The sequence below is a fragment of the Blastococcus sp. HT6-4 genome, assembly GCF_039679125.1.
Classification (GTDB): domain Bacteria; phylum Actinomycetota; class Actinomycetes; order Mycobacteriales; family Geodermatophilaceae; genus Blastococcus; species Blastococcus montanus.
Genome location: NZ_CP155551.1, coordinates 3,562,768 through 3,587,327, shown reverse-complemented (window position 1 = coordinate 3,587,327; position 24,560 = coordinate 3,562,768). Strand labels below are relative to the sequence as shown.

Genomic DNA, 24,560 nt, shown 5'->3' with positions numbered 1-24,560 from the left:
GACGGGTCACGGGCCGGTGGGTGGGCGGAGGACCTGACCGGGCAGCAGAAGGTCGGGATCGGGCCCGATGACGTCGGCGTTGGCGCGCCACCAGGCGTCGACCGCGCGGGCCACCTCGGCAGGCGTGGGCGGCCGCCCGGTACCGGCGGCCAGGCGGCGTCCGGCGATCTCCCAGAGGCAGTCGCCGCGGACGACGACGTGTTCGCCGCCGGCAGGCGCCCGCGGCCAGTCGGGGAGTCCGGCACGCTCCGGACCGGCGCCGACCGCCACGTGGCCGGTCGCCGCAGGGGTGGCCGGTGCGGGCCAGTCGGGGACCGTGCTCGCGGGCGTCGCCGTGCCGGCAAGCGGTGGTCCCGGCTCCGCGGCGGTCGACGCCGAGGCCGGCGTCGTCGTGACCACGGTGACCGCGGTGCCCAGCACCGGTGGGCCGAGCGACAGGCCGATGCCCAGCGTGAGCGCCGCGGCGCGACGGGCCCCGGCCGGCAGGACGCGGTGCAGCATCCCGCGGGCGACGGCGCCGGAGAGGCCCGGCAGCGCGGTCGCCGCGGTCAGCACGAGCCCCAGCGATCCCCAGGCCCAGACCAGCCGGGCGAGCAGGCCGGCGACGTGCAGGACGAGGACGTCGGCCCCGGCCGAGTCGGCGGTCGCCTGCGGTTCCGCCAGGGCGGTGACGGTCTCGCGAACGGGGGGAGCGAGCGCGGTGAGGGCCACGGCGATCGCCGCCATCCCGAGCGCCGTGCCCAGCAGGCGTCGTCCTGACATGGCTCCTCCTCGTCGACGTAACGTCACTAAAGCAACCAAATGCGCGCAAACGCAAGTATCGGCGTACAACTACGCTGATCGTGGAGGTGGCGCCATGCGCTGGCAGCAGCTGTTCGCCGATCTGACGGCCCAGTTCGAGGCCGCGGAGGAGGCCGGATCCCGGGCGGAGTGGGCCTCGCGCGCCCGCGCGGAGATGGGGGCCGTCCGGCTGGCCGACCGACTGGGCGGGTCGGTGGGTTCGGAGCTCGCGGTGACCTGCCGGGGTGCCGGGCGGGTGACGGGGAGGCTCGCCGACGTCGGGGTCGACTGGCTGCTCCTGGCCGACGAGCGGGGCTGGGACCAGCTGGTCGCGGCCGCCGCCGTGCGCGCGGTCACCGGACTCGGGCGGTGGACCGCGCCGGCGCAGGAGGACAGCCCCGTGCGCGCCAGGCTCGACCTACGTCACGCTGTGCGGGGGCTGGCGCGGGACCGCAGCGCCGTCCAGGTCGTGCTCGACGACGGGACGGTGCTGACCGGGACGGTCGACCGCGTGGGTGCCGACTACGTCGAGCTGGCGGAGCACGCCGCGGACCTGCCCCGGCGCGCGGGCGCGGTGCGGCAGGTGCACGCGGTGGTCATCGGCGGGATCGCCGTCGTCCGGACGCTGCTGCCCGGCTGGGACTAGGAATCAGGCGCGCTGCTCGGAGGCCTCCGCCGGTGCGCCGGCCTCCGCGGCGGGCTCCGGTGGAACGCTGCCGGCGCGGGCCTCGGCGTACTTCTGCTGGATGAACCGCTCGAGCTCGTCGACCTCGACCCGCCACTGGCCGCGGCCGCCGATCTGGATCGCGATCAGCTCCTTGCGGCGGACCAGCGCATAGGCCTGCGACCACGAGACGTTGAGCGTCTCGGCGACGTCGTCGAGGGTCAGGAAGCGGGGCGTGGGCATCAGCGTCTCCATCCGGTCGCCGTCCAGTCTGTCAGCCGTGCCGGTGGTCCGTGCCGACCGTCCACACACGAACGTGTGGATGGGCAGTGCAGGGAAACGCGTTCGTGCCGCATCATCTGCATCCGTTCACCGTCGGCGTCGCGCAACGGTGGGCCACCGCGTCCAGCCGGGCGCGTGTCGTGCTCCGACGAGATGAGGTGGCGTGACCGCCGTCCGCACACCGGGCTCCGTTACCGAACCGGCCGAGAGGCCGGCCGGACCGGCGCCCCGGCGAGTGAAGGCCCCCGGCTGGCTGGACCTCCGCCTGGTGCTGGGGGTGCTGCTCGTGCTGGGCTCTGTGCTGCTCGGAGCCCGCGTGATCGGCGCCGCGGACGCGACCGTGCCCGTCTGGAGCGCCGCGCAGGACCTGGCCGCCGGTACCGAGCTCACCCCTGAGGACCTCGTGGTGGTGGACGTCCGGCTGGACGACGCCGCGACGGCGTACCTCTCCGCGGGCACCCGGCCGCAGGGCAGCACGCTGGCCCGCGACGTGCGCGCGGGGGAGCTGCTGCCCCGTGCGGCACTGGAGGAGCCGGCCCACCTCGTGCAGCTGGCCCTGCCGGTCCAGGCCGGCTTCGTGCCCCCGGGTCTGGAGCGGGGGCAGGTCGTCGACGTGTACGCGGTCGCCGATCCGGCCGCGGGCGCCACCGGCCCGGAGGTCGGGAGCGTCACGCTCGTCGTCGGCGCGGCGCCCGTCCAGGCCCTGTCGGGGAGCGCCGACGGCGTCCTCTCGGCGCCGTCGGCGACCGTGCAGGTCGTGGTGGGCGTGGCGGCGGACGAGGCGGCCGACGTGCTGGCGGCCATCGCCGGGCGTCCCCTCGTGGTGGTCGCCCACCCGGCGGGCAGCACGGTCGCGGAGCGGCCACCGGGTCGGGCCACCACCGCGTCGGCGCGTCCGGCGACCTCGTCGTCGGCCCCCTCGTCGCCGACGCCCTCGCCGACCCCCGCCGGCTGATGGCGCTGCAGGTCTTCACCGCCGTCACCGGCGCCGGGTGGGAGTCGGACCTGGTCGGCGCCCTGGACCGCGCCGACCACGGGGTGACCGTCGTCCGACGCTGCGTGGACGTCTCCGACCTGCTGGCGGCCGCGGCGACAGGGACCGGCCAGGCCGCCCTGCTCTCGGCGGAGCTGCGCCGTCTGGACGGTGACGCGGTGGCCCGGCTGCACGCCGCGGGTGTCGCGGTGGTCGGCCTGGTCGAGCCCGGTGACGAGCACGCGGCCCGGCGGTTGCGCCAGCTGGGTGTGTCCCAGGTGCTGCCCGCCGACGCCGATCCCGAGCAGATCGCCCGCGCGCTGCGGGACGCCGTCTCCGGGGTGCCGGTGGCCGGCCGCGACGTGGCCGAACCGCGCGCGGCCCTGCCGCTCCCCGCCCGGCCGGAGCTGCCGGAGGCCCCTGCCGGAGGCGCCGGTCGCGTGGTCGCGGTGTGGGGCCCGACCGGTGCCCCGGGGCGCACGACCGTGGCGGTCGGGCTGGCCGACGAGGCGGCGCGGCTCGGGGTGGAGACCCTGCTCGTGGACGCCGACGTCTACGGCGGGGTGGTGGCGCAGGTGCTCGGTCTGCTGGACGAGTCCCCCGGGTTGGCCGGGGCGGCGCGGCAGGCCGGTGCGGGCACGCTGGACGGCCAGGCCCTGGTCGGGCTGGCGTGGTCGGTGCGGCCGCAGCTGCGTGTGCTCACCGGGCTGGCGCGGGCGGATCGCTGGCCCGAGCTGCGGCCGTCCGCGGTGGGCACCGTCCTGGAGGAGGCGCGCCGGCTGGCCGCCCTGACCGTCGTGGACTGCGGGTTCAGCGTCGAGGACGACGAGGAGCTCTCCTTCGACACCGCCGCGCCGCGCCGCAACGGCGCCACGCTCGCCGTCCTGGAGGAGGCCGACACCGTCCTGTGCGTGACCGGGGCCGACCCGGTCGCCCTGCAGCGCTCCGTGCGGGGGCTGGACCAGCTGCGCGAGGTGCTGCCCGCCGTCGAGCCGGTGGTCGTCGTCAACCAGGTCCGCCGCGGCCCGGTGCCAGGGGATCCCCGGCAGGAGGTGGGGAACGCCCTCGAGCGCTTCACCGGGCGCCGGCCGCGCTGCTTCCTCCCGGCGGACCGCCGGGCCACCGACGCCGCCCTGGCCGCGGGGCGCACGCTGGCCGAGGTGGCGGCCGGCTCGCCGTTGCGGGGAGAGCTGCGGGCGCTGGCGGCCGAGCTGACCGGGGTGCGCCCGCCCGCGGCGGGCCGGCGGGGCGCGCTGCGCGCCCGCCGTTCGGGGTGACCGCCGAACTGTCCGGGATCCGGGAGGCCGTCTAGCGTGGGTGCTCCACCCGGGAGGAGCACGATGGTCGCGCGGCTGAGCACCCTGGAGGCCTCGTTCCTCTACCTCGAGGAACCCGGCACGCCCATGCACGTCGGCGGGGTGCTCGTCCTGGAGAAGCCCCCGGGCGGGCTCGATGCGCTGGCGGCCCTGATCGAGGCCCGGCTGTCGCTGGTCCCGCGGTACCGGCAGCGGGTGGCCGAGGTGCCGGGCCACCTCGCCAACCCGGTGTGGGTGGACGACCCGGAGTTCGACATCGACTACCACCTCCGGCGGTCGGGGCTTCCCCGCCCGGGGACCGAGGATCAGCTGCTGTCCCTGGTGTCCCGGTTGACCTCCCGCCCGCTGGACCGCCGCCGGCCGCTGTGGGAGGCATACCTCGTCGAGGGCCTCCACGGCGGCCGCGTGGCCGTGGTGACCAAGACCCATCCGGCCCTCGTCGACGGCCTGGGCGCCGTCGACCTCGGGCAGGTGCTGCTCGACGTCTCACCCGACGCCCCGGCGCCCGAGCCCGTGGCGTGGCGGCCGCGTCCACTGCCGTCGGGGGCGGAGCTGGTGTGGTCGGCCGTCGAGGACTACCGGCAGCGGCCTTCGTCGCTGCTGGGGATCGCCCGGTCGGCGGTGACCGACGCCCGGGCCACGGCGGTCCGGATCGGCGGGGTGGCGGGCGGCCTGCTCCGGACGGCCGGCTCGGCGATCGTGCCCGCGCCGCACAGCCCGCTCAACGCCCCGATCGGGCGGCAGCGCCGGGTGGCGGTGGCCTGCGCCGACCTCGACGACCTCAAGCGGGTGCGCAAGGCGCACGGCGGCACGGTCAACGACGTGCTCCTGACCGTCGTGACCGGCGCGCTCCGGGAGTGGCTGCTCTCGCGCGGTGAGCCGGTCGTCGGCGGGACGTCGGTGCGTGCGCTGGTACCGGTCTCGGTGGAGCACGAGGAGGGCTCGGCCGGCAGCGAGGTCTCCTCCCACCTGGTCGACCTCCCCGTGGGCGAGCCCAACCCGCGGGTCCGGCTCGCCCGGCTCACCTACGCCATGCGCGGGATCACCCAGCACGGGCGCTCGGTGGGCGCCGACAGCCTCATCGCCCTGAGCGGGTTCGCCCCCTCGACGCTGCACGCCCTGGGGGCCCGTGCCGCCCGCGGGCTGTCCCGGCGGCTGTTCAACCTGGTGGTCACCAACGTGCCCGGGCCGCAGGTGCCGCTGTACGCCGCCGGTGGCCGCATGCTCCAGGTCTTCCCGGTCGTGCCGCTGGCGCGCGGTCAGGGCCTGTCCATCGGGATGACCTCCTACGACGGCACGGTGTTCTTCGGTCTGAACGCCGACCGGGACAGCGTCGCGGACGTCGATGTGCTGGCCGACCTCATCGAGCAGGAGGTCGCGCAGCTGGTCGAGGCCTCGGCCTGAGCCTTGCCGCCGCCGGGCGGGCGGCTACGGTCGTCCTTCCATCGACGAAGGGGGTGAGCCGGGTGCGCGTGTACGTGCCGGCGACGACGACCGTGCTGCGGACGCTCGTGGACGGGGGGCGGCTGCCCGCACCGCAGACGGTCTTCGCGGTCACCCCGCAGCTGCGTGACTTCTACGCCCTCAGCGACGCCGGGGCCGACACCGAGGAGCTCGAGTACGCCGCGCTGCTGGCCGCCGCCCGCGCGAGCCTGCGGTTGCTCGACCTCGACCCGTTCGCCGCCCGCCGGCGGGTGGTCCTCGCCGCCGACGTGCCCGACGCCGCGGTGACCCCGATGGACGACCCGCACGTGGAACGGGGTGCGGCCCGGGTGCAGCACGAGATCGGGCTCGAGGACGTCGCGAGCGCCCACGTCGACGACGCCGAGGCGGAGGAGGACGTCCGCGCGGCGGTCGCCGTCGTGCTCGAGGCCGACCTCGGCAGCGAGGACGCCCAGTTCGTCGTGGACCAGGCCGAGGGGCACGAGCTGGGCTGGTACGCCACCCAGGAGATCGGGCCGGCGCTCCAGCTGCTCTGACGGCGGGGAGCGGTCCGCCCGCGGATGCGGCAGCACGCGGCATCCGTAAGATCACGACCCGTCTGTCAGCGTCGACGTCGGGAGCGAGCACATGCAGTTCGGTCGGTACTACGAGGAGTTCGAGGTCGGGGCCGTCTACAAGCACTGGCCCGGGAAGACCGTCACCGAGTACGACGACCACCTGTTCTGCCTGCTGACGATGAACCACCACCCGCTGCACATGGACGTCAACTACGCGGAGAAGACCACCGACTTCGGCAAGAACGTCGTCGTCGGCAACTACATCTACTCGCTGCTGCTCGGGATGAGCGTGCCGGACGTCTCCGGCAAGGCGATCGCGAACCTGGAGATCGAGTCGCTGCGGCACGTGGCGCCGACCTTCCACGGCGACACGATCTACGGCGAGACCACCGTGCTGGACAAGACGCCCTCGAAGTCCAAGGACGACCGCGGCGTCGTGTACGTGGAGACCATCGGCTACAAGCAGGACGGCACGATCGTCTGCATCTTCCGCCGCAAGGTCATGGTGCCCAAGCGGTCCTACGGCGAGGCCCGCGGCGGGGAGCAGCCCGGCCGTCCGGAGCCCACCCCACGCGGCTGAGTCCGGCGGTGGGTCGTGCTGACCGGTCAGCCCGGCAGCACGCCCCAGCCGCGCAGCGTCTCGACCAGCCTCGGCGTGCACGACAGACCGGCGAGGGCGGTGGCGTCGGCGAAGGTCACGTCGTCGGCGTCGTCGCCGGCGACCGGTGGCGCGCCCGGGTCGAGCAGGGTGCAGGCGAGGTCCTCCACCGCGTAGACCACCTCCCCGGCGTCGATGCGCAGCCGTCCGACGACGGCGCCGGAGCGCACCCGCAGTCCGGTCTCCTCCAGCACCTCCCGCTCGACGGCGGCCGCGACCGACTCGCCGGCCTCGACCCGCCCGCCGGGCACCGACCACAGCCCCCGGCCGGGGTCGTTGCGCCGGCGCACCAGCAGCAGCCGGCCCCGCGCGTCGTGCACGATCGCGCCGACGCAGGGGACCAGCGGCCGCCCGCTCCCGCGCCGGTCCGTGGACATGTCCGGAGGCTACGCACGCGCGGTGGCCGGATGCGCCGCGCTTGACGATTGCGGCGACTCCCGCGACGGTTGTCCCGATGAGCGCGTCGCCGGTGTGCCCCCGGTGCGGTGAGCCACTGGCCGTCCGCCACGGGTCGGAGGCGCACGGCTGGTGCTACCTGCACGGCGCGGTCACGCCGCTGCACCACACCGCGCTGGTGGCCCACGACGCGATCGCGGCCGTCACCGCCGACGCCCGCGTGCCGGCCTGGGTGCCCGATCCGGTGCCACCCGGGTGGGCGGTCACGGGGCTGGCCTGGGGCGGGGAGCCCGCCGCGCGGGCCATCGTCGTCGACTGCGCCGGTCCCGCGCCCCTGGGCGGGTCGGCGGAGCTGGTCCTGATCGCCGAGGAACCGGGGACGGGGGTCGGCTGCGGGTATGCCGGGCTGCCGGGTCTGGACCCGGGCGACGTGATCTCCGGGCCGAGCTCCGTCGAGGTCGAAGCCGCCGGGCAGCACGCCCCCCTGTGGGCGGTCCCGACGGCGGACGACCACGCCGCCTTCGTGGGGGAGGCCTACGGCGTCTGGCTCTGGCTGGTCATGTGGCCCATGAACGCCGCCTGGCTGCTGGTGGAGCAGTTGGAGCTCCTGGACCTGCGTGAACGCATCTACCCCGATCTCCCGCTCGGCCCACCCGGGGAGCACCTCCTGCCGGGACGGTGACCGCCGCGCCCGGCGGAACGAGGTGGGCCCCGTCGTGGTCGGCGCGTCGGCGGGGTGGCCGGTGGGGCCTGTGTTACTCATGGGACGAACGCGTCCGCCGCACGGTGGTGGGCTGTCCGTGCAGGCCCCCGCACCCGGGGACTGCCTCGCTCTCACACCACGGAGGTGGCGGTGAACCTCAAGAAGGTCCTCACCTGGGTGGTCGTCGCCTTCGTCGTCTTCTACGTCATCCAGGAGCCGAACGCCTCGGCGGACATCGTGCGCGGCGCCGGTGAGGCGCTCGGGGAGGCCGCGTCCTCGCTGGCCGAGTTCGTCGGCTCGCTGGTCTGAGCCGCCGTGGCCGCCCCGGCCGGGATCCCGGCCCGCGCCGCGAAGGACGTCGAGAAGTACCTGCTCGACGACGAGGACGCGGTGGTGGCCACCCGCCGGCACTGGGCGGTGCTCGTCGTGCCGACCGCCAAGTTCCTGCCGGTGTTCCTCGCCGGTGGCTGGCTGCTGGTGCTCGATCCGGACAACCGGGTCACCAGCACCGTCGGGCTGCTGGTGGTGGTCGCCGCGCTGCTGACCTACGGCCTGCGCGTGGGCGAGTGGTGGATGCGGCACTTCATCGTCAGCCGGCGCCGGGTGCTGCTCACATCGGGTCTGTTCGTCCGCACCGTCACGCTGCTGCCGCTGCGGCGGATCACCGACCTGACGTGGAAGGAGACGTTCTTCGGCCAGTTGCTGGGCTACGGGACGTTCCGCTTCGAGTCCGCGGGACAGCAGCAGGGGCTGTCGGAGATCACCTTCCTGCCGCACGCCGGCGCCCTGTACCGCCAGGTGAGCGGCCTGCTGTTCACCAGCGACTGGGGTGCCTCCTCCGGCGACGACGAGGGCAACCAGGAGGCGCCCCCACCGGCGGGCCCGATCGCCACCGGGGGACGCCGCGACACCGAGCCGATCCCGGGTCTCCCACCGCGACAGGAGTGACCGGGCCGGGGTCACCGGGTGGGCGGCGACGGCGTGCGGCAGGCTGGCCGGTGATGCGGATCGACCTGCACACCCACACCGCGGTGTCCGACGGCACCGACAGCCCCGCCGAGATGCTCGCCACCGCGCGCGCGGCCGGGCTCGACGTCGTCGCGCTCACCGACCACGACACCACCGCCGGCTGGGACGCGGCGGAGGCCGCCCGCCCGCCCGGCCTGACCGTCGTCCCCGGCATCGAGCTGTCCTGCCGCTGGTTCCCCGGCGACCAGTCGCCGATCAGCGTGCACCTGCTCGGCTACCTGTTCGACCCGCTGCACCCGGTGTTCGCCGCGGAGCGGGCCCGGCTCCGCGAGGAGCGGCTCAGCCGGGCGGAACGGATGGTCGAGGCGCTGGCCGCCGACGGCTACCCGGTGATGTGGGCGGAGCTCGTCGCGCACGCCGCGGGCGGGGTGGTCGGCCGGCCGCACGTGGCCGGGGCGCTCGTCCGCGCCGGCGTCGTCGACACCGTCGAGCAGGCGTTCGGCAGCCTCCTGCACCATCGCGGCCCGTACTACGTGGCGAAGGCCGACACCGACGTCCGCCAGGGCATCGCGCTGGTCCGCGCCGCCGGCGGCGTGCCGGTGTTCGCCCACGGGCTCGCCACCGCGCGGGGACGGGTGGTCGGCGACGAGGCGATCGCCGCGATGGCCGCCGCCGGGTTGCTGGGGCTGGAGGTCGACCACCCCGACCACACCGACGAGCAGCGCGCCCACCTGCGTTCGCTCGCCACCGACCTGGATCTCCTGACCACCGGGTCCAGCGACTACCACGGCAGCAACAAGCGGACGCCGATCGGCGCCTGCACGACCGATCCGGCGCAGTTCGAGCGGCTGCTGGCGGCGGGGACGGGCACGGCCGCGCTGCGGGACTGATCCCGGGACCGTCGGTGCCGGCGGATACCGTGGCGGTCGTGGACGGCGAGGCGCGGCGGTGAGCGACCAGCTCGAGATGCCGGGCATGCCCCGCCGGCTGTTCCCGGCCACGCCGACGAAGCTGGCCACCTTCGCCGACTGCCCGCGGCGCTACCGGTTCGCCTACGTCGACCGGCCGCAGCCGCCCAAGGGCCCGCCGTGGGCGCACAACACCGTCGGGTCGGCGGTGCACGCGGCGCTGCGTTCCTGGTGGGAGCTCCCGGTACCGCGGCGCACCGCGGCTGCCGCCCGGCAGCTGCTGTTCGGCGCCTGGTCGCCGACCGGGTTCCGGGACGACGAGCAGGCCGCGCGCTGGCGCGCCCGCGCGGCCGCGTGGCTCACCGAGTACGTCGCCGGACTCGATCCCACCGACGAGCCGGTGGGCACCGAGCGCACGGTCGCGGCCACCACCGACCGGCTGGCGCTCTCGGGCCGGATCGACCGGATCGACCAGCGCGGCGACGAGCTGGTGGTCGTCGACTACAAGACCGGGCGGGCCGCCTGCACCGATGACGAGGCGCGCGGATCACCGGCGCTGGCCGCCTACGTGCTGGGAGTGCGGCGCACGCTGCGGCGGCCGTGCAGCCGGGTCGAGCTGCACCACCTGCCCAGCGGCACCGTCGCGGCGTTCGAGCACACCGAGCGCTCGCTGGCCAACCACGTGCGCCGGGCCGAGGACGTCGCCGTCGACATCTCCGCGGCCACCGAGGCGATGGCCGGCGGGCAGGGTGCCGACGAGGCCTTCCCCGCCGTCCCCGGCAGGCAGTGCGGCTGGTGCGACTTCCGGCCCAGCTGCCCGACCGGTCAGGCCGCGACACCCGCGCGGGAGCCGTGGAGCTTCCTCGCCGACGACGAGGGCTGACGACCGTCAGGCGGCCGTCGCGCCGGCCACCCGGTCGAATCCCGCTCGCACGATCGGTGACCAGCGCATCCGCTCGGGCACCGCGAGCAGCGCCGTCCGGAACGCCCTCAACGCAGCCGTGGCCGCCGCGTCGGTGAGGGAGAGGCCCGGCATCGAGTACAGCTGCCGAGCCCACGGGGGCATGGTGGCGAAACCCAGCGACACGAACGTGCCCCACGCCGGCCGCGCCGGGGTCAGCACCTGCACCCAGCCCTTCATCGGCGGCACGAACAGCCGGCGCACGCCCTCCGAGGCGGCCGGTGTCAGGGCCAGCTCCGGCCGGATCCGCTCGAAGTACGCGGCCAGGTCCGCCACCGTCCGCGGGACGAGATCCTCGGGGACCCCCACCAGCCGGGCCGCCGCCGTCTGCTCGAGCACGTAGGCGTCGGCGTCGGCGTCGGACAGCGGCAGCCCGGCGCGCCGGGCCGTGGACAGCAGCGAGTCGACCGCGCCGTTGTGCACCCACAGCAGCAGGTCCGGGTCGTCGACCCGGTAGGCCCGGCCGGTCGTCTCCTCGACGCCGGAGAGCTTGCGGTGGTACCCGCGCACCCGCGCCGCCATCCGCCGGGCCTCGCTGCGGCTGCCGAAAGTGATCGTCTCCACGTACTGGCCGGTGCGGGTCATCCGCATCCACCACTCGTCCTTGAAGCCGGCGGAGTTGCGCGCGACGCCGTCCATCGCCACCGGGTGCAGCGCTTGGAGCATCAGCGCCCGCAACCCGCCGACCGCGTAGCTGGGATCGGTGTGGATGCGCCAGGTGACGCTGCCGGGACCGAAGAACCCGAGCCGGTCCTCGTCGCCGGTCCACTCGTCCGGCGCGGGCAGCGGCGCCAGGCGGCTCATGACCGCACCGAGGCGCCGGACCAGAACTCGCAGAGGACCTCCAGGGTGCGTGGCGGGTTCTCGACGGCGGGGGAGTGGATCGAGCTGTTGATGACCTGGTGCCGGGCTCCCAGCCGCAGCGCCATGTCCGCCTGCACGTGGGGCAGCCAGGCGTCGTCGGCCTCACCGTGCGCCACGAGCACGGGGACCCCGGTCGCCTTCAGCTCGGCCACCCGGTCGGGTTCCGTGAGCATGGCCTCGGCCATGCCGCGCAGGCCGGCGTCGGTGTTCCGCAGGAAGCGGCGGGTGTAGAAGGCGCGGGTCGGCGCGGGCACGGCCTGCGCCTTCGGATCGGTCATCGACACCTGCTCGAGGGTCTCGTGCACGAGCGGGACGCCACCGGCATCCAGCAGCGGGCCCAGGTGGTCGAGCAGCTCGGCGCGGCGGCCGGTGAGCCGGGACGGGCCCGACCCCAGCAGGGTGAACGTCCGGAAGAGAGCGGGCTCGGCCAGCACCGCGGCGCGGGTCACCAGCCCGCCGAAGCTGTGGCCCACCAGGTGCAGCGGCTCGCCGGACTCCTCGTGCAGGGCCCGGGCGACGGCGATGACGTCACCGGCCAGGATCTCCACCGAGTACTGCGCGGGGTCCTCCGGCCCCGGCGACTCGTACTGGCCGCGCTGGTCCAGCGCCACGACGCGGTAGCCCCGCTCGCAGAGCGGCCGCAGGAGGGGTGCGAAGTCCTCCTTGCTGCCGGTGTAGCCGGCGACCATCAGGACCGTTCCGGCCACGGCGTCGCCGCCGGTGTCCAGGGCGGCCAGCGGTCCGGCGCCGCCTGCGAACGTGCGCGCGTCCGCGTCGTGGTGGGCCAGCTGGCGCAGGTCGTCGGGCGCGATGGCGAGGTTCACGGACGGGGCGTCTCGGCCGCCGGGCAGGACCATGGTTCCCAGTGAACCTCGATGCGGCGGGCCGTGCCGCAGCGGGGTCCTGGGCTCAGCGGTGACCGAGGACCCGGTCGGCCAGGCGCAGCACGACGGCCGGGCCGACGGCGGTCGCGGTGGCATCAGCGGGCAGGCCCGCCGCCTCCGACCGGCCGAGCTCCTCCCCGGTGCCGGCGTCCCGGCGCACGAACCCGCCGGCCTCCGGCACCGTCAGCACCGACCGGCCGTCGCTGCCCGCGACCGGTTCGCCGGGCAGGCCGGTGGCCGGGGCCGCCCACAGCTCCTGCGCCGACGTGGGGTGGAAGGCGGTGAGGACGTCGCCGGACCGGACCAGCACCGCGCCGTCGACGGCCGTCTGCGCCACCGACCGGTCCTCGCCGGCGGGGATCGATCGCAGCAGGGCCCCGTCCGTGCCGGACAGCAGCTGCACGTCGTCGCCGGCGAGCACCCCGACGAGCAGATCGGCGCCCAGCAGCCGCGGCTGCCCGCCCTCGGACGACGGCACGTCGCGGGTCCAGAGGACGTCGCCGGCGATGCCGTCGAACGCCCGGACCCGGGCCGGCGCCGCGTCGCACCGCTCGAGCACCACGACGCCGACGTCACCCACGTCCGAGCCCAGCAGCCGGCATCCCGACGGGGACTGGTAGCGCCAGCGGATGTTGTTGCCCGTCGGGTCGAGCGCCACCACCCCGCCCGGGCTCCGGGCCAGCACGACGCGCCCGGTCGAGCGCAGCGTCACGTCGGGCCGGAAGTTCACGTTGCGGGTCCAGGCACGCACCCCGGTGCCGGCGTCCAGGCCGACCGCCTCGTCGCAGCGGTCCTCGGTGCGGAAGACCGCCACCGCGATGCCGTCGGTGGCGGTCAGCCCGCACAGCCGGGCGTTGCTGCGGACGTAGTGCCAGGCCTGCTCGCCGGTGACCGGGTCCAGCGCCCGGACGCCGTGCGCCGACCCGACCAGCACCCGGCCGTCCTCCACCACGTCGTCGGGCAGCGGGTCGCCCGGAACCGACCAGACCTCGGAGACGGCACCGGCCGGCGTCCCCGGGGGGACGTCGGCCGGTGGTGCGGTGGTGCTGTCGGTGGCGGCCGCGTCCGAGCCGCGCCAGAGCAGGACGGCGACGACGGCGAGCACGGCGGTGGCCGCGGCCCAGATCCAGGCCCGCAACGGCGGGCGCCCCGGGCGCAGCGCGGCCACCGGCGGGGTCAGGAAGCGGACTCGGCGCCCGAGCCGCTGCGGCCCGCCCCACCACGGCGGCGACGACGGCGACGGGGCTTGGCGCTGCCGCCCTCGGCCGACCCCTCGGCGGTCGCCGGTGCGTCGGCCGACGAGGACTCGGCCGGTGCGTCGGCCCCGGCTGAGCCGGAGCCGCTGCGGGTGCGGCGCCGGGGACGGCTCTTGCTGCCGCCGGCCGGCGCGTCGTCGGAAGCCTCCCGGCGGTCGGCGGGGCCGCGCGAGTCGCCGCGCCCACCCGAGTCGCCACGCCCACCCGAGTCGCCGCGGCCGGCCGGGCGGTTGCGCTTGCCGGTCTCGCCGAGGTCCTCGAGGGTCTCGGCGTCCAGGCCCTCGCGGGTGCGCTGCGAGCGGGGCAGCCGGCCCTTGGCGCCCTCGGGGACGTCCAGATCGCTGTAGACCCACGGGGAGGTCGAGTAGGTCTCCGGCGGGTCGTCGAAGCCGAGGCCGAGCGCCTTGTTGATCAGCTGCCAGCGGGGGATGTCGTCCCAGTCGACCAGCGTGACGGCGACACCGGTGCTGCCGGCGCGGCCGGTGCGGCCGATCCGGTGCACGTAGGTCTTCTCGTCCTCGGGGCACTGGTAGTTGACGACGTGGCTGACGCCGGTCACGTCGATGCCGCGGGCGGCGACGTCGGTGGCGACCAGCACGTCGACCTTTCCGCTGCGGAACGCGCGCAGCGCCTGCTCGCGGGCCCCCTGACCGAGGTCACCGTGCACGGCGGCCGCGGCGAACCCGCGGTCGACGAGCTCGTCGGCGACCTTCTGCGCGGTCCGCTTGGTGCGGCAGAAGACCATGACCAGACCGCGGTCGCGGCTCTGCAGCACGCGGGAGAGCAGCTCCGGCTTGTCCAGGTTGTGCGCCCGGTAGATGAACTGCGTGGTCTGCGGGACCGTCGAGCCCTCGTCGTTGCCGTGCGCGCGGATGTGCGTGGGCTGGGTCATGAACGACCGCGACAGCGTCACGATCGGGCCGGGCATCGTGGCCGAGAACAGCATCGTCTGCCGCTTGTCCGGGACCATCGCCAGGATGCGTTCGATGTCGGGCAGGAAGCCGAGGTCGAGCATCTCGTCGGCCTCGTCGAGGACGAGGACCCTGACCTTGCCGAGGATCAGGTGGCCCTGCTGGGCGAGGTCGAGCAGCCGGCCGGGCGTGCCGACGACGACCTCGACGCCGGCCTGCAGCGCGGAGACCTGCGGCTCGAAGGCGCGGCCGCCGTAGATGGCCTGCACGCGGATGCCGCGCTTGGCGCCGGCGGTGGCGAGGTCCCGGGAGACCTGCACGCACAGCTCACGGGTGGGGACGACGACCAGTGCCTGCGGCACCCCGTCGCCGCCCTCCGCCGGCGGGGTGACCCGCTGCAGCAGCGGGACGCCGAAGCCGAGGGTCTTGCCGGTGCCGGTGCGGGCCTGGCCGATGAGGTCGTTGCCGGCCAGCGCCAGCGGGAGGGTGAGCTCCTGGATGGCGAACGTGCGGTGGATGCCGACCTCGGCCAGCGCGGCGACGATGTCGGGGTGGACGTCGAAGTCGCTGAACAGCGGGCTGTCGGGGGCGACGGGGGCGCCGCCGAGCTCCTCGACGGACTGCTCGAGCTCCTCGGGCGCGGGCGCCCCGGTCTCGGCCCGGTCGAGCTCGTGGGCATCGACGGCGGTCGGGGTCGTGTCGGTGGTGGTGTTCGTGTCGGTGGAGGTCAGTGGTCTCGCCTCTGGTCGGCTGGGGGACGGGGCCGGCGGCTGTGCCGCCTGGTGCCCATCCGCGGTCGGATGTCGCGGGATGAGTTCCAGCGCCGACGCGGCCAGCAAGACCGGGCGTGAACACGTCCGGGAGACGGCCCCAGGGGCGTCGTCCAGCGGTCGTCAGCGCACAGATACACGAGCGTGCCCGAGGGCTCGCCGATTCCCATGCTAGCGCGATCACCGGTTAGCCTTCCCGCGCCGCGCTCCCCGGTGTCGGGTCGATCACTCCTCCGGGGCACGCGCCACCCCGCCGCCGAGCGTCAGGAGCTGCCGTGCCCCCGGTCGAGAACGCGGCCGTCGCCGACCTGCTGGGTGCACTCGCCTACGCCGAGCTGACCGCGTTCGACCGGCTCGCCGAGGACGCCCGCATGGCCCCGACGCTCAGCGGCCGAGCGGCGCTCGCCCGCATGGCCGCGGCCGAGATCGCCCACCACGTCCGGCTCGCCGGTCGGCTCGAGGAGCTGGGCGTGGACCCGGCCCGGGCCATGGCGCCGTTCGTCCGGGCGCTCGACACCTTCCACGAGAGCACCCGGCCCACCACCTGGCTGGAGGGCCTGGTGAAGGCCTACGTGGGCGACGGGCTGGCCACCGACTTCTACCGCGAGATCGCCGGCTTCCTCCCCGAGCCCGACCGGGGCCTCGTGCTGGAGGTGCTCGACGACACCGGCCACGCCGACTTCGCCGTCCGGGAGGTGCGGGCGGCGATCGCCGCCGACCGGAAGGTGGCCGGCCGGTTGGCGCTGTGGGGGCGCCGGCTCGTCGGTGAGGCGATGACCCGGTCGCAGGCGGTCATCGCCGAGCACGACCAGCTGGCCGAGCTCATCGTGACCGGCACCGGGGACCTCTCGGGCATCAGCCGGCTGATCGATCGGATCACCCGGGCCCACACCGAGCGGATGAAGGCCCTCGGGCTGAATCCGTAACACTGTCGGCCTCCGGCCGACACCGCGGCCAGGTGTCGTCCCCCTGTCAGGTGGAGCGCGTCCGTCGTGCCTGCGCGGACCCCTCCGGGGCCCACTCGGCACGACACCGCGGCCAGGTGCCGTCCCCCTGGTGCTGGAGCGCGTCCGTCGTGCCTGCGCGGGACCCTCCGGGCCCCACTCGGCGCGACCATGCAGAGAGGGGCGCTCCCGCGCAGTGCGGGAGCGCCCCTCTCATCGAGCTTCGTGCCTGGGGTCAGCTGCCGGTGCCGGCGATGAAGCCGACGCGGCGCTGGTCGGCCTGCGCGATCTCCACGTAGGCGATGCGGTCGACGGGGACGAGGACCTGACGGCCCCGCTCGTCGACCAGGGTGAGCAGGCCGTCCTTGGTCGAGCCCGACATGGCCTTGGCCACCTCGGCCGCGATCTCGTCAGGGGTCTTGGGGCTGTCGATGACCAGCTCCCGGGGCGAGTGCTGGACGCCGATCTTGACTTCCACGTAGGCGATGCCTCCTCGGTTCGCGCGACTGTCCCCACGCTAGTCCAGCCGCCGGTGCGGGGATCGGTCGAGCGGGTGCGCCGTCAGCGAACGCCGGCCTCAGGAGGGGAGCGGCTCGCCGTCCACGCGTGGGAAGCCGGAGATGCCGCGCCAGGCCAGCGACGCCATGAGCGCGACCGCCTCGTCGCGGGAGACCGTGCCCTTGCGCGGCAGCCACCACCGGGCGCTGCTCTCGGCGAGGCCGGCCAGGCCCGAGGCCAGGAGGAGCGCGCGCTCGGGATCGGCGCCGGTGTCGGCGGCGATGACGCCGGCGATCGCCTCCACGCACACCGCCGCGCCCCGGTCGACGATCGCCCGGACGTCCTCGTCGTTGCGCAGATCGGACTCGAAGACCAGCCGGAACGCCTCGCCGTCGGCGTCGATGAAGTCGAAGTAGGCGCCGACGGCGGCGTTCACGCGGTCGCGGTTGTCGGCCGTCCCGCCCATCGCCGCACCCACCCGGTCGGCCAGCTCGGAGACGTGCTCCTCGAGCAGCGCGAGGTACAGCTCCCGCTTGCCCGGGAAGTGCTGGTAGAGCACGGGCTTGCTGACGCCGGCGCGGTCGGCGATGTCGTCCATCGCCGCGGCGTGGAAGCCGTGCGCGACGAAGACGTCCTGGGCCGCGCGCAGCAGCTGCAGGCGGCGCGCTCCCCGGGGCAGTCGGGAGGTCCGCCGGTTGGCTGCGGTGGGGTGTGAGGGCTGCATGGCAGGGGCGATCGTACCGGCGCGTTCGCGCAGCTGACGCCGCACACCACGGAGCGTTACCGTCGAGCGCGATGTCCGACGCCGTGCTGTCCGAGACCCCGCTGCCGACGCCCGGAGCGGCGCTCCCGCCCTGGCCGGGGGACGAGATCCCCGTCCGGGGCGGCACGGTGTTCGTCCGGCGCACGCCCTGGACCGGCCCGCTGGGCGCCGGGGACGGCGATGCGCCCGGCTCCGCGCCGCGCGAACGAGCCCTCTACGTCCACGGCCTCGGTGGTGCGTCGACCAACTGGACCGATCTGGCCGCCCTGCTGGCGGTCCGGTTCGACGGCTGGTCGGTGGACCTGCCCGGCTTCGGCCGGTCCCGGCCGAGCGCCCGCGCGCGTTACTCGATCCGCGGCCACGTGCGGGCCGTCGTCGACGTCCTCCAGCACGTCGTCGCCCAGCCGGGCGACGGCGGCGGCCGCCCGGTGCACCTGGTCGGCAACTCCCTCGGCGGGCTGGTCAGCGTCCTCGCGGCCGCCCTCCGGCCCGACCTGGTCGCCACGCTGACGCTGATCTCCCCGGCGATGCCGGTGTACCGGGTGCCGCCGGCGTTCAGCCGGGCGATGCTGCTGCTCCTGGTCCCGGGGGTGCCCACTCTCGCCGAGCGGCGGCTGGCCGGCGTCTCCCCGGAGCAGAGCGTCCGGTCGATGGTGCGGATGTGCTTCGGCGACCCGTCGGCCGTGCCGCCCGAGCGCATCGAGCAGGCGGTCCGGGAGATGCGCGAGCGGGCCGAGCAGCCGTGGGCCGACCGGGCGCTGGCCCGGAGCATGCGCGGGCTGATCAGCTCCTACCTGCGCCTGGGCCCGGCGAACGCCTGGCGCGCCGCGCGGGGCCTGCGGATGCCCACGCTCGTCGTCTGGGGCAGCCGCGACCGCCTCGTCGACCCGGCCCTGGCACCGCGCCTGGCGGCGACCGTGCCCGACGGCCGGCTGCTCGTGCTCGACGGCGTGGGCCACGTGGCCATGCTGGAGGCGCCCGAGCCGACCGCCCGGGCGGTCCTGGGGATGGTCGAGACCCGACCCGCCGAACCGAGCGTGGCGAACTCCGCGGCTGTGGCCGCCAGGCCACGCAGCGTGAGACGCTGAGTCGCCTGGGGCAGGAGCGATGACGCGGGAGGGGAGCCGGTGGGAGGACGTCTGACCGACGGCCGCCCGGCGTCACGCCGGGTCCCCCTCGTGGCGCGACCCGATCCGCGCGTCGCCCCGGTGGACCGCCGTCCCGGGTCCGGCGGCGGCCGGCTGCGCCGGTTCACCCGCCGCCACGGCTGGCGGGCGTACGCGATCCCCGTGCTGGCCATCGCCACGATCGCCGTCCTCGTCGACCTGGTGCTCAACCCGCGCGGCTCCGCGCCCGCCGGCGCGGGGGATGCCGCGGCGTCGACCTCGGTCGCGTCGCCGCCGTCGGCCGTCCCGCCCGAGCCCGTCGCCGCCCCGACCGCTCCCGCGGAGATCGACGCCGCCCCCACGGTCACCGCACCGCCGGCGACGGTCGAGGACTACGTCGAGCAGGGCGCCGGCACGCTGTCGGTCGTCGACGGCGGCTCCGAGGTGCTGGGCACCGGTCCGCTCCAGCGCTTCGTCGTCGAGGTGGAGGACGGGATCGGCGTCGACGGCGCGGCCTTCGCCGATGCGGTGACGGCGACCCTCGGCGATCCGCGGTCCTGGGGGAACGGCGGCCGGGTGTCCTTCCAGCGGGTGGGCGCGGCAGCCGACTACGACTTCAAGGTGAGCCTGGTCAGCCCCGGGAGCATGGAGACCTACTGCCCCGGCGTCGGCACCGGCGGCTACACCTCCTGCCGCTACGGGGAGCGGGCGGTCATCAACCTCGCCCGCTGGGCCACCGCCGTCCCGCACTACGAGGGGGACGTCGCCACCTACCGGCACTACGTGGTCAACCACGAGGTCGGGCACGTCCTCGGCAACGGCCACCTGCAGTGCCCGGGCCCCGGCCAGCCCGCCCCGGTGATGCAGCAGCAGACGCTGGGGCTGCAGGGCTGCGCGAAGAACGCCTGGCCCTACCCCTGACGGTCGCCGCAGTGACCCGCGTCGCCCTCGGTAGCCTCGCCGGGTGACCAGCCGGCGTCTGCGCGCCCCCTTCCGGCTCACCTTCCACGAGGTCGCCCGCCACCGGCCGGTGGACCTCCTCTCGCCCTTCGTGCAGCACGACCGGACCGAGGGCCTGGATCTCCCGCCCGGTTCCCTCGCACGCTTCGGCCCGGGGCCGAGGGCACCGTTCTGCGCGGTCGTCGTCGACGTCGCCGAGGTGGGCCGGGACGGCGGCGTGCGCTGCGGGCTGGCCGGGACCGGGGGCGTCCTCGCGACGTACCGCGCGGCTCGCCAGGAGATCACGCTGGAGGTCGACGGGCCCGCCGGCGCAGTCGTCGTCGGGGCCGCGCCCGCCGAGGTCGCAGCCCCGTTCCGGCTGGCCTGCGTGGTCAACGAGAACCAGGTGAGCGTCCTGGTGGCCGAGGGGGCCGGCGAGGGGTGGCGCCCGTACCTCTCCGTCCGCGACCGGGTCGCGGACCTGACCGACCTGCGCGACCCCGCGGTGCTCGGCTCGCTGGAGTACGGCTGCGGCGGCGTGGACGCGGGAGCCGTCATCTCCCGGGTCCGGGCCGGGTACTCCGGTGCGATCGGTCTGCGCGACCCCCAGGTCGTCCGGCGCCCGGACGGCAGCCCGGTGCTCCGGGACGGGCGGTTGTTCGTCACCGCCACGAACGCCGGGCACGGGTTCTTCCAGCAGGCGCACTGGGGGGTGTGGGCTCTCGACGTCGCCGACCCCTCGGCCCGGCCGGTGCACGTGGCCACGCTGTTCAGCGAGCGGGACGGGCTGCTGCTGGGCGACCACGCGGGCGCCCTCGTCCTCGACGAGGAGGCCGACCGCTGGCTCGTCCTCGTGTCGTCCTGGGGCGACCACAGCCAGGAGCGCGGAGTGCACGTGCGGCACGCGACCGTCCGCGGGACCGACCTGCTGAACGGTGTGCACGTGCTGCGCACCGACCGGCTGGAGCTGCCGACCACCGCCAGCGCCTGGGACCCGTCGGTCGCGCGGGTGCGGGGCCGCTGGTACCTGGCCTTCACCGAGTGCACGTCGTTCGGTCCGCCGCGGTACGTCTTCCACCCGGCTCTGGCCACGACCGCCGGTGCCGAACCGACCGCGGGGCTCGAGCGCGTGGGAGCCGACGCCGCGCTGCAGCAGGCGGAAGGCACGATCCTGCAGCGGTTCGGGCGGGTCTGGTACCTGCTGGCCAGCGACCGCGACGCCGCCGAGTACCCGGTCTACGACCTCGGGGTGGGGCGCGTGGGGGCGTTGCGGGCGCCCTACGGCTCCAACATCCCGCACCCCATGGTCCTCGCCACGGGGCGTCGCCCCCGTCGGCGGTGGTGGCTCGTGAGCTTCGACGGCACGCCCTGGCACGAGGAGGTCTTCGGCTACGGCACGCACGGTGACCTGCTGGTGATGGCGGGTCGCCCACCGGCCTGGCGGGAGACGCTGCGGGCCGTCGTCCGGGCGCTGGCCGGCCGGGTGCCCGGCGGCGTGCGGCGGCGGGTGCGGGGCCTGCGGCCGGGAAGGCCGGGACGGCCGGGAACAGGGCGGCCTGGCACGCTGTTGTGCCCACGAACGTCGGCCCCGGTGCGGGCCGCTGTCCGCGACCAAGAGGAGCAAGCGTGACCCTGCCACCCCTGGTGGAGCCCGCGGCCGACCTGTCCGTCGACGAGGTCCGCCGGTACAGCCGCCACCTGATCATCCCCGACGTCGGGATGGACGGGCAGAAGCGGCTCAAGAACGCCAAGGTGCTCGCCGTCGGCGCCGGCGGCCTCGGTTCCCCCGTGCTCATGTACCTGGCCGCGGCCGGAGTCGGCACGCTGGGCATCGTCGAGTTCGACACCGTCGACGAGTCCAACCTGCAGCGCCAGATCATCCACGGGCAGTCCGACGTCGGCCGGTCGAAGGCCGAGAGCGCGCGGGACTCCATCAAGGAGATCAACCCGCTGATCGACGTCCGGCTGCACGAGACGCGGCTGGACAGCGAGAACGTGCTCGACATCTTCCGCGAGTACGACCTCATCGTCGACGGCACCGACAACTTCGCCACGCGCTACCTGGTGAACGACGCCTGCGTGCTGCTGGACAAGCCCTACGTGTGGGGCTCGATCTACCGGTTCGACGGCCAGGTCTCGGTCTTCTGGAACGAGCACGGCCCGAACTACCGCGACCTCTACCCGGTGCCGCCGCCGCCCGGCATGGTGCCCTCGTGCGCCGAGGGCGGCGTGCTCGGCGTCCTGTGCGCCACCATCGGGGCGATCCAGGCCACCGAGGCGGTCAAGCTCATCACCGGCATCGGCGAGACGCTGCTGGGCCGGCTGATGGTCTACGACGCCCTGGAGATGACCTTCCGGGAGATCAAGGTCCGCAAGGACCCGGAGGGCGAGCCGATCACGGAGCTCATCGACTACGAGGCCTTCTGCGGCGTCGTGTCCGAGGAGGCCCACGAGGCGGCGGCAGGCGCGACGATCACCGTCGACGAGCTGAAGGACATGATGGACGCCGGCAAGGACTTCGAGCTGATCGACGTCCGGGAGCCCAACGAGTACGAGATCGTCTCCATCCCGGGCGCGAAGCTCGTCCCGAAGGACGAGATCCTCTCCGGACGGGCGCTGGCCTCGCTGCCGCAGGACAAGCCGATCGTCCTGCACTGCAAGACCGGGGTGCGCTCCGCCGAGGCGCTGGCGGCGATCAAGAACGCCGGCTTCAAGGACGCCGTGCACGTGCAGGGCGGCGTCACGGCGTGGGCCACGCGCATCGACAAGGCGCTGCCGACCTACTGATCCGCAGCTGACCTGCGCGGACGTCCCGAGGGCCCGGTTCGGCCTCTCTCCGGAGAGGCGGGCCGGGCCCTCGGCATGTTGACTTCTCCCATGTCCGACTACTCGCCCGTCGAGCTCCTCGAGCTCTTCCAGCGCGCCCAGAACCAGTTCACGGACCGGGTCGACGCGGTCGAACCGGACCGCTGGGAGGACCAGGCGCTGCCCGGGTGGACGGTGTCCGATCTCGTCGCGCACCTGGTGAGCGAGCAGTTGTGGGTGCCACCGCTGATGGCCGGCGAGCCGTACGCCGAAGGTCGCTTCCCCGACGGGACCTCCGACCTTCTCGGTGCCGACCCGCTGCTGGGCTGGGAGTCGGCTGCCGATGCGGCGCTGTCGGCGTTCGCCGAGGACGAGGGCCTGGTCCGGACGGTGCACCTCTCCCGGGGCCCCACGCCCAGCGCCGAGTACATCGTCGAGATGACCACGGACCTCACCGTCCACGCCTGGGACCTCGCGCACGCCACCGGCGGGGACACCGAGCTCGACGGCGAGCTGGTGACCGCGGCCCTGGTCTACGCCGAGCGGCTCCCCGAGGACGGCGTCCCCGGGCTGTTCGACCCGCCGCTGGACGTCTCCGCCGCCGCGCCGCCGCAGCTCCGGCTGCTCGCCCGCTTCGGCCGCAAGCCGGTCTGACCGCGAGCAGCCTGTGCGGGCGCCGTCGCCGCCGGACATCGCGGTGACCGGGCGGCCCACCGGAGCGCGATCGCTTGCCATGATCGGCGGGTGCCCCGGCCTTCCCGCGCGAGCGACGCCGTGCTCGACGTCGACGAGGTCGTGTTCGACGCCGTCGAGGAGATCCCGCCGGGGCGGGTGAGCACGTACGGCGCCATCGGCCGGCTGGTCGGGATCGGCCCGCGGCGCGTCGCCCGGGCTCTCTCGCAGGGCGGGGGAGCGGTGCCCTGGCACCGCGTCGTGCGCGCCGACGGCACGGCTGCCGAGCCGGTGCGGGCCCGCCAGCTCGAGCTGCTCGCCGCGGAGGGCGTCCCCGTGCGCGGCGGGAAGGTGGACCTCGCCGCCGTCGGCTGGCCCGACCGGCCACCTCCGGCACGCCGGCCGGACGTCCGGGGGCCCGGCGTACCACCCGGGGGTGACGCCGGCGACCAGCACGATCGTCCTCCGGGGCGATGCGGGCGGACGCAGTCGCGCGGTGGACTGACGGCGTCCTGATCCCGAGCCCCGGAGAATCGCGTGCGCCCAGCCCCGGCATCCACCCGCCCGCCACGCCGGCGGGCCGTCCGGTGGTCGCGCCGCGTCGCGCAGCTGCTCGCCGGCGTGCTGGTCCTGCTGGCGGCCGCCTTCGCCGTCCTCTGGGCGGTGATGCCGGGAGTCGCCGACGCGGAGGAGCGGGTGACCGCCCGGCTGGCCGAGCACGCCGGTGCCCCGCTGGACGCCGACGTGCCGCCACGGATCGCCGCGGCGCTGCTGGCCACCGAGGACAGCCACTTCCGCTCGCACCCGGGCATCGACTGGCGCGGCGTGCTCCGCGCGCCGCTCGGGCTCGTGACCGGCGTGGACCAGGGCGGCTCGACGCTGCACCAGCAACTGGCCCGGGCGCTCTACGAGGACGGCGCCACCGATCCGGCCGCGAAGGCCCGGGCGGTGGTCCTGGCGGTCAAGCTGGACCGGGCCTGGAGCGACGAGCAGATCCTGCGGATGTACCTCGACACCGCCTACTTCGGGCACGGCTTCTACGGGGTGCGCGCCGCCGCGGAGGGCTACTTCGGGCGGGCTCCCGAGCAGCTGACCTGGGCGCAGGCGACGATGCTCGTCGGGCTGGTGCAGGCGCCGAGCGCCTACGACCCCCTGGTGCACCCGGAGCGGGCCGCGGCGCGGCAGGAGCACGTGCTCGACCGGCTGGTGGCGGTGGGTGCGCTGGACCGGGCGGAGGCCGACGAGGTGGCGGCGCAGCCGTGGGACCTCGTCGGGGCGGGGTGAGGAGCGCCTCTGCCGAACCGCTCCAGTTCCTCCGCGGTCGTGCCGATCTCCCTGGCATGAACACCATGGCGTGCAGGGCGGTCGCCCAGGCGGGGCTGGTCGCCGGCACCGCGTCGCTGGACGAGGAGCGGGCCTTCCCCCTCCTCCTGGTCGCGGGCTGGCTCACCACCGCGGCCGACCTGATGCTCGAGGCCGCCCTGGTCGACTCGCTGCGCTGACCCGGTCGGTTCCCCACCCGTCACGCCCGTCCCCGG

The 24,560-nt window shown here is 75.3% G+C and carries 29 protein-coding genes; 20 read left to right on the top strand and 9 right to left on the bottom strand.

The window, feature by feature from the left end:
• Window positions 1-6: 6 nt before the first annotated feature.
• Window positions 7-762 carry a LysM domain-containing protein gene (locus tag ABDB74_RS17090; RefSeq protein WP_346619958.1) on the bottom strand — a complete coding sequence of 252 codons (756 nt, stop codon included), beginning with the start codon at window positions 760-762 and terminating at the stop codon, window positions 7-9.
• 94 nt (window positions 763-856) lie between these two features.
• Here ABDB74_RS17090 and ABDB74_RS17085 point away from each other — a divergent pair, with 94 nt between their 5' ends.
• Entirely contained in the window at window positions 857-1,426 is a 570-nt protein-coding gene (locus tag ABDB74_RS17085; protein ID WP_346619957.1) for a hypothetical protein, read from the top strand.
• Window positions 1,427-1,429: 3 nt separating this feature from the next.
• Here the strand turns inward: ABDB74_RS17085 and ABDB74_RS17080 are convergent, their stop codons facing one another.
• Window positions 1,430-1,687 (bottom strand): helix-turn-helix domain-containing protein, encoded by a 258-nt coding sequence (locus tag ABDB74_RS17080; protein WP_346619956.1) that lies wholly within the window; start codon window positions 1,685-1,687, stop codon window positions 1,430-1,432.
• Window positions 1,688-1,961: 274 nt separating this feature from the next.
• Between ABDB74_RS17080 and ABDB74_RS17075 the strand changes: the two genes are divergently transcribed.
• From ABDB74_RS17075 to ABDB74_RS17055, 5 genes are all read left to right on the top strand, one after another.
• Window positions 1,962-2,681 carry an SAF domain-containing protein gene (locus tag ABDB74_RS17075; protein ID WP_346619955.1) on the top strand — a complete coding sequence of 240 codons (720 nt, stop codon included), beginning with the start codon at window positions 1,962-1,964 and terminating at the stop codon, window positions 2,679-2,681.
• A complete protein-coding gene (locus tag ABDB74_RS17070; RefSeq protein ID WP_346619954.1) occupies window positions 2,681-3,976 on the top strand; it encodes a chromosome partitioning protein in 1,296 nt (431 codons plus the stop codon). The genes ABDB74_RS17075 and ABDB74_RS17070 overlap by 1 nt, the downstream gene beginning before the upstream one ends.
• Before the next feature lie 63 nt (window positions 3,977-4,039).
• Entirely contained in the window at window positions 4,040-5,419 is a 1,380-nt protein-coding gene (locus ABDB74_RS17065; protein ID WP_346619953.1) for a wax ester/triacylglycerol synthase family O-acyltransferase, read from the top strand.
• Between the two features lie 62 nt (window positions 5,420-5,481).
• On the top strand, window positions 5,482-5,994 hold the full coding sequence (locus ABDB74_RS17060) for a DUF6912 family protein (RefSeq protein WP_346619952.1): 513 nt from the start codon (window positions 5,482-5,484) through the stop codon (window positions 5,992-5,994).
• 91 nt (window positions 5,995-6,085) lie between these two features.
• The gene (locus ABDB74_RS17055) at window positions 6,086-6,595 is read left to right on the top strand and encodes a MaoC family dehydratase (RefSeq protein WP_104524625.1); all 510 of its coding nucleotides are present in this window, start codon (window positions 6,086-6,088) and stop codon (window positions 6,593-6,595) included.
• Between the two features lie 26 nt (window positions 6,596-6,621).
• On the opposite strand, the gene ABDB74_RS17050 is transcribed toward ABDB74_RS17055, so the two are convergent.
• Window positions 6,622-7,050 carry an NUDIX domain-containing protein gene (locus ABDB74_RS17050; RefSeq protein WP_346619951.1) on the bottom strand — a complete coding sequence of 143 codons (429 nt, stop codon included), beginning with the start codon at window positions 7,048-7,050 and terminating at the stop codon, window positions 6,622-6,624.
• A gap of 77 nt (window positions 7,051-7,127) precedes the next feature.
• On the opposite strand from ABDB74_RS17050, the gene ABDB74_RS17045 reads away from it, so the two are divergent.
• The 5 genes from ABDB74_RS17045 to ABDB74_RS17025 all read left to right on the top strand — a co-directional run bounded on the left by ABDB74_RS17045 (window position 7,128) and on the right by ABDB74_RS17025 (window position 10,532).
• Window positions 7,128-7,751, top strand: a complete 624-nt coding sequence (locus ABDB74_RS17045; protein ID WP_346619950.1) for a DUF6758 family protein — start codon at window positions 7,128-7,130, stop codon at window positions 7,749-7,751.
• A 171-nt stretch (window positions 7,752-7,922) separates the two neighbouring features.
• Complete coding sequence (locus ABDB74_RS17040) at window positions 7,923-8,081, top strand: hypothetical protein (RefSeq protein WP_346619949.1); 159 nt, start codon at window positions 7,923-7,925, stop codon at window positions 8,079-8,081.
• A gap of 6 nt (window positions 8,082-8,087) precedes the next feature.
• Entirely contained in the window at window positions 8,088-8,720 is a 633-nt protein-coding gene (locus ABDB74_RS17035) for a PH domain-containing protein (protein ID WP_346619948.1), read from the top strand.
• A gap of 53 nt (window positions 8,721-8,773) precedes the next feature.
• The gene (locus tag ABDB74_RS17030; RefSeq protein WP_346619947.1) at window positions 8,774-9,631 is read left to right on the top strand and encodes a PHP domain-containing protein; all 858 of its coding nucleotides are present in this window, start codon (window positions 8,774-8,776) and stop codon (window positions 9,629-9,631) included.
• A gap of 58 nt (window positions 9,632-9,689) precedes the next feature.
• Window positions 9,690-10,532 carry a PD-(D/E)XK nuclease family protein gene (locus ABDB74_RS17025; protein ID WP_346619946.1) on the top strand — a complete coding sequence of 281 codons (843 nt, stop codon included), beginning with the start codon at window positions 9,690-9,692 and terminating at the stop codon, window positions 10,530-10,532.
• A gap of 6 nt (window positions 10,533-10,538) precedes the next feature.
• On the opposite strand, the gene ABDB74_RS17020 is transcribed toward ABDB74_RS17025, so the two are convergent.
• From ABDB74_RS17020 to ABDB74_RS17005, 4 genes are all read right to left on the bottom strand, one after another.
• Window positions 10,539-11,414 carry an oxygenase MpaB family protein gene (locus ABDB74_RS17020; protein ID WP_346619945.1) on the bottom strand — a complete coding sequence of 292 codons (876 nt, stop codon included), beginning with the start codon at window positions 11,412-11,414 and terminating at the stop codon, window positions 10,539-10,541.
• The gene (locus ABDB74_RS17015; protein ID WP_346619944.1) at window positions 11,411-12,298 is read right to left on the bottom strand and encodes an alpha/beta hydrolase; all 888 of its coding nucleotides are present in this window, start codon (window positions 12,296-12,298) and stop codon (window positions 11,411-11,413) included. Before ABDB74_RS17015 ends, ABDB74_RS17020 begins: the two co-directional genes overlap by 4 nt.
• 85 nt (window positions 12,299-12,383) lie before the next feature.
• Window positions 12,384-13,526, bottom strand: coding sequence for a PQQ-binding-like beta-propeller repeat protein (locus ABDB74_RS17010; protein WP_346619943.1), 1,143 nt, complete (start codon window positions 13,524-13,526; stop codon window positions 12,384-12,386).
• An 8-nt stretch (window positions 13,527-13,534) separates the two neighbouring features.
• Window positions 13,535-15,364 carry a DEAD/DEAH box helicase gene (locus ABDB74_RS17005; protein ID WP_346619942.1) on the bottom strand — a complete coding sequence of 610 codons (1,830 nt, stop codon included), beginning with the start codon at window positions 15,362-15,364 and terminating at the stop codon, window positions 13,535-13,537.
• Between the two features lie 206 nt (window positions 15,365-15,570).
• On the opposite strand from ABDB74_RS17005, the gene ABDB74_RS17000 reads away from it, so the two are divergent.
• Complete coding sequence (locus ABDB74_RS17000; RefSeq protein WP_346619941.1) at window positions 15,571-16,221, top strand: ferritin-like fold-containing protein; 651 nt, start codon at window positions 15,571-15,573, stop codon at window positions 16,219-16,221.
• A gap of 253 nt (window positions 16,222-16,474) precedes the next feature.
• Here the strand turns inward: ABDB74_RS17000 and ABDB74_RS16995 are convergent, their stop codons facing one another.
• Window positions 16,475-16,717, bottom strand: coding sequence for a DUF3107 domain-containing protein (locus tag ABDB74_RS16995; RefSeq protein ID WP_346619940.1), 243 nt, complete (start codon window positions 16,715-16,717; stop codon window positions 16,475-16,477).
• Between the two features lie 99 nt (window positions 16,718-16,816).
• Complete coding sequence (locus ABDB74_RS16990) at window positions 16,817-17,461, bottom strand: TetR/AcrR family transcriptional regulator (RefSeq protein ID WP_346619939.1); 645 nt, start codon at window positions 17,459-17,461, stop codon at window positions 16,817-16,819.
• 71 nt (window positions 17,462-17,532) lie between these two features.
• On the opposite strand from ABDB74_RS16990, the gene ABDB74_RS16985 reads away from it, so the two are divergent.
• From ABDB74_RS16985 to ABDB74_RS16950, 8 genes are all read left to right on the top strand, one after another.
• Complete coding sequence (locus tag ABDB74_RS16985; protein WP_346619938.1) at window positions 17,533-18,588, top strand: alpha/beta hydrolase; 1,056 nt, start codon at window positions 17,533-17,535, stop codon at window positions 18,586-18,588.
• A gap of 90 nt (window positions 18,589-18,678) precedes the next feature.
• The gene (locus ABDB74_RS16980; RefSeq protein ID WP_346619937.1) at window positions 18,679-19,527 is read left to right on the top strand and encodes a DUF3152 domain-containing protein; all 849 of its coding nucleotides are present in this window, start codon (window positions 18,679-18,681) and stop codon (window positions 19,525-19,527) included.
• A 43-nt stretch (window positions 19,528-19,570) separates the two neighbouring features.
• Window positions 19,571-21,175 (top strand): hypothetical protein, encoded by a 1,605-nt coding sequence (locus ABDB74_RS16975; protein WP_346619936.1) that lies wholly within the window; start codon window positions 19,571-19,573, stop codon window positions 21,173-21,175.
• Window positions 21,172-22,332, top strand: a complete 1,161-nt coding sequence (moeZ, locus tag ABDB74_RS16970; protein WP_346619935.1) for an adenylyltransferase/sulfurtransferase MoeZ — start codon at window positions 21,172-21,174, stop codon at window positions 22,330-22,332. The genes ABDB74_RS16975 and moeZ overlap by 4 nt, the downstream gene beginning before the upstream one ends.
• A gap of 90 nt (window positions 22,333-22,422) precedes the next feature.
• Window positions 22,423-23,004, top strand: a complete 582-nt coding sequence (locus tag ABDB74_RS16965; RefSeq protein WP_346619934.1) for a TIGR03086 family metal-binding protein — start codon at window positions 22,423-22,425, stop codon at window positions 23,002-23,004.
• Window positions 23,005-23,094: 90 nt separating this feature from the next.
• A complete protein-coding gene (locus ABDB74_RS16960; protein ID WP_346619933.1) occupies window positions 23,095-23,538 on the top strand; it encodes an MGMT family protein in 444 nt (147 codons plus the stop codon).
• A 21-nt stretch (window positions 23,539-23,559) separates the two neighbouring features.
• Complete coding sequence (locus ABDB74_RS16955) at window positions 23,560-24,306, top strand: biosynthetic peptidoglycan transglycosylase (protein WP_346619932.1); 747 nt, start codon at window positions 23,560-23,562, stop codon at window positions 24,304-24,306.
• Between the two features lie 65 nt (window positions 24,307-24,371).
• The gene (locus tag ABDB74_RS16950) at window positions 24,372-24,524 is read left to right on the top strand and encodes a hypothetical protein (RefSeq protein ID WP_346619931.1); all 153 of its coding nucleotides are present in this window, start codon (window positions 24,372-24,374) and stop codon (window positions 24,522-24,524) included.
• Window positions 24,525-24,560 lie beyond the last annotated feature (36 nt).

Excerpts from the sequence above, each read along its gene's own strand:
- ABDB74_RS17090 (WP_346619958.1), bottom strand. The coding sequence starts at position 762 with ATGTCAGGACGACGCCTGCTGGGCACGGCGCTCGGGATGGCGGCGATC.
- ABDB74_RS17085 (WP_346619957.1), top strand. The coding sequence starts at position 857 with ATGCGCTGGCAGCAGCTGTTCGCCGATCTGACGGCCCAGTTCGAGGCC.
- ABDB74_RS17080 (WP_346619956.1), bottom strand. The coding sequence starts at position 1,687 with ATGCCCACGCCCCGCTTCCTGACCCTCGACGACGTCGCCGAGACGCTC.
- ABDB74_RS17070 (WP_346619954.1), top strand. The coding sequence starts at position 2,681 with ATGGCGCTGCAGGTCTTCACCGCCGTCACCGGCGCCGGGTGGGAGTCG.
- ABDB74_RS17065 (WP_346619953.1), top strand. The coding sequence starts at position 4,040 with ATGGTCGCGCGGCTGAGCACCCTGGAGGCCTCGTTCCTCTACCTCGAG.
- ABDB74_RS17055 (WP_104524625.1), top strand. The coding sequence starts at position 6,086 with ATGCAGTTCGGTCGGTACTACGAGGAGTTCGAGGTCGGGGCCGTCTAC.
- ABDB74_RS17050 (WP_346619951.1), bottom strand. The coding sequence starts at position 7,050 with ATGTCCACGGACCGGCGCGGGAGCGGGCGGCCGCTGGTCCCCTGCGTC.
- ABDB74_RS17045 (WP_346619950.1), top strand. The coding sequence starts at position 7,128 with ATGAGCGCGTCGCCGGTGTGCCCCCGGTGCGGTGAGCCACTGGCCGTC.
- ABDB74_RS17030 (WP_346619947.1), top strand. The coding sequence starts at position 8,774 with ATGCGGATCGACCTGCACACCCACACCGCGGTGTCCGACGGCACCGAC.
- ABDB74_RS17020 (WP_346619945.1), bottom strand. The coding sequence starts at position 11,414 with ATGAGCCGCCTGGCGCCGCTGCCCGCGCCGGACGAGTGGACCGGCGAC.
- ABDB74_RS16990 (WP_346619939.1), bottom strand. The coding sequence starts at position 17,461 with ATGCAGCCCTCACACCCCACCGCAGCCAACCGGCGGACCTCCCGACTG.
- ABDB74_RS16985 (WP_346619938.1), top strand. The coding sequence starts at position 17,533 with ATGTCCGACGCCGTGCTGTCCGAGACCCCGCTGCCGACGCCCGGAGCG.
- ABDB74_RS16965 (WP_346619934.1), top strand. The coding sequence starts at position 22,423 with ATGTCCGACTACTCGCCCGTCGAGCTCCTCGAGCTCTTCCAGCGCGCC.
- ABDB74_RS16950 (WP_346619931.1), top strand. The coding sequence starts at position 24,372 with ATGGCGTGCAGGGCGGTCGCCCAGGCGGGGCTGGTCGCCGGCACCGCG.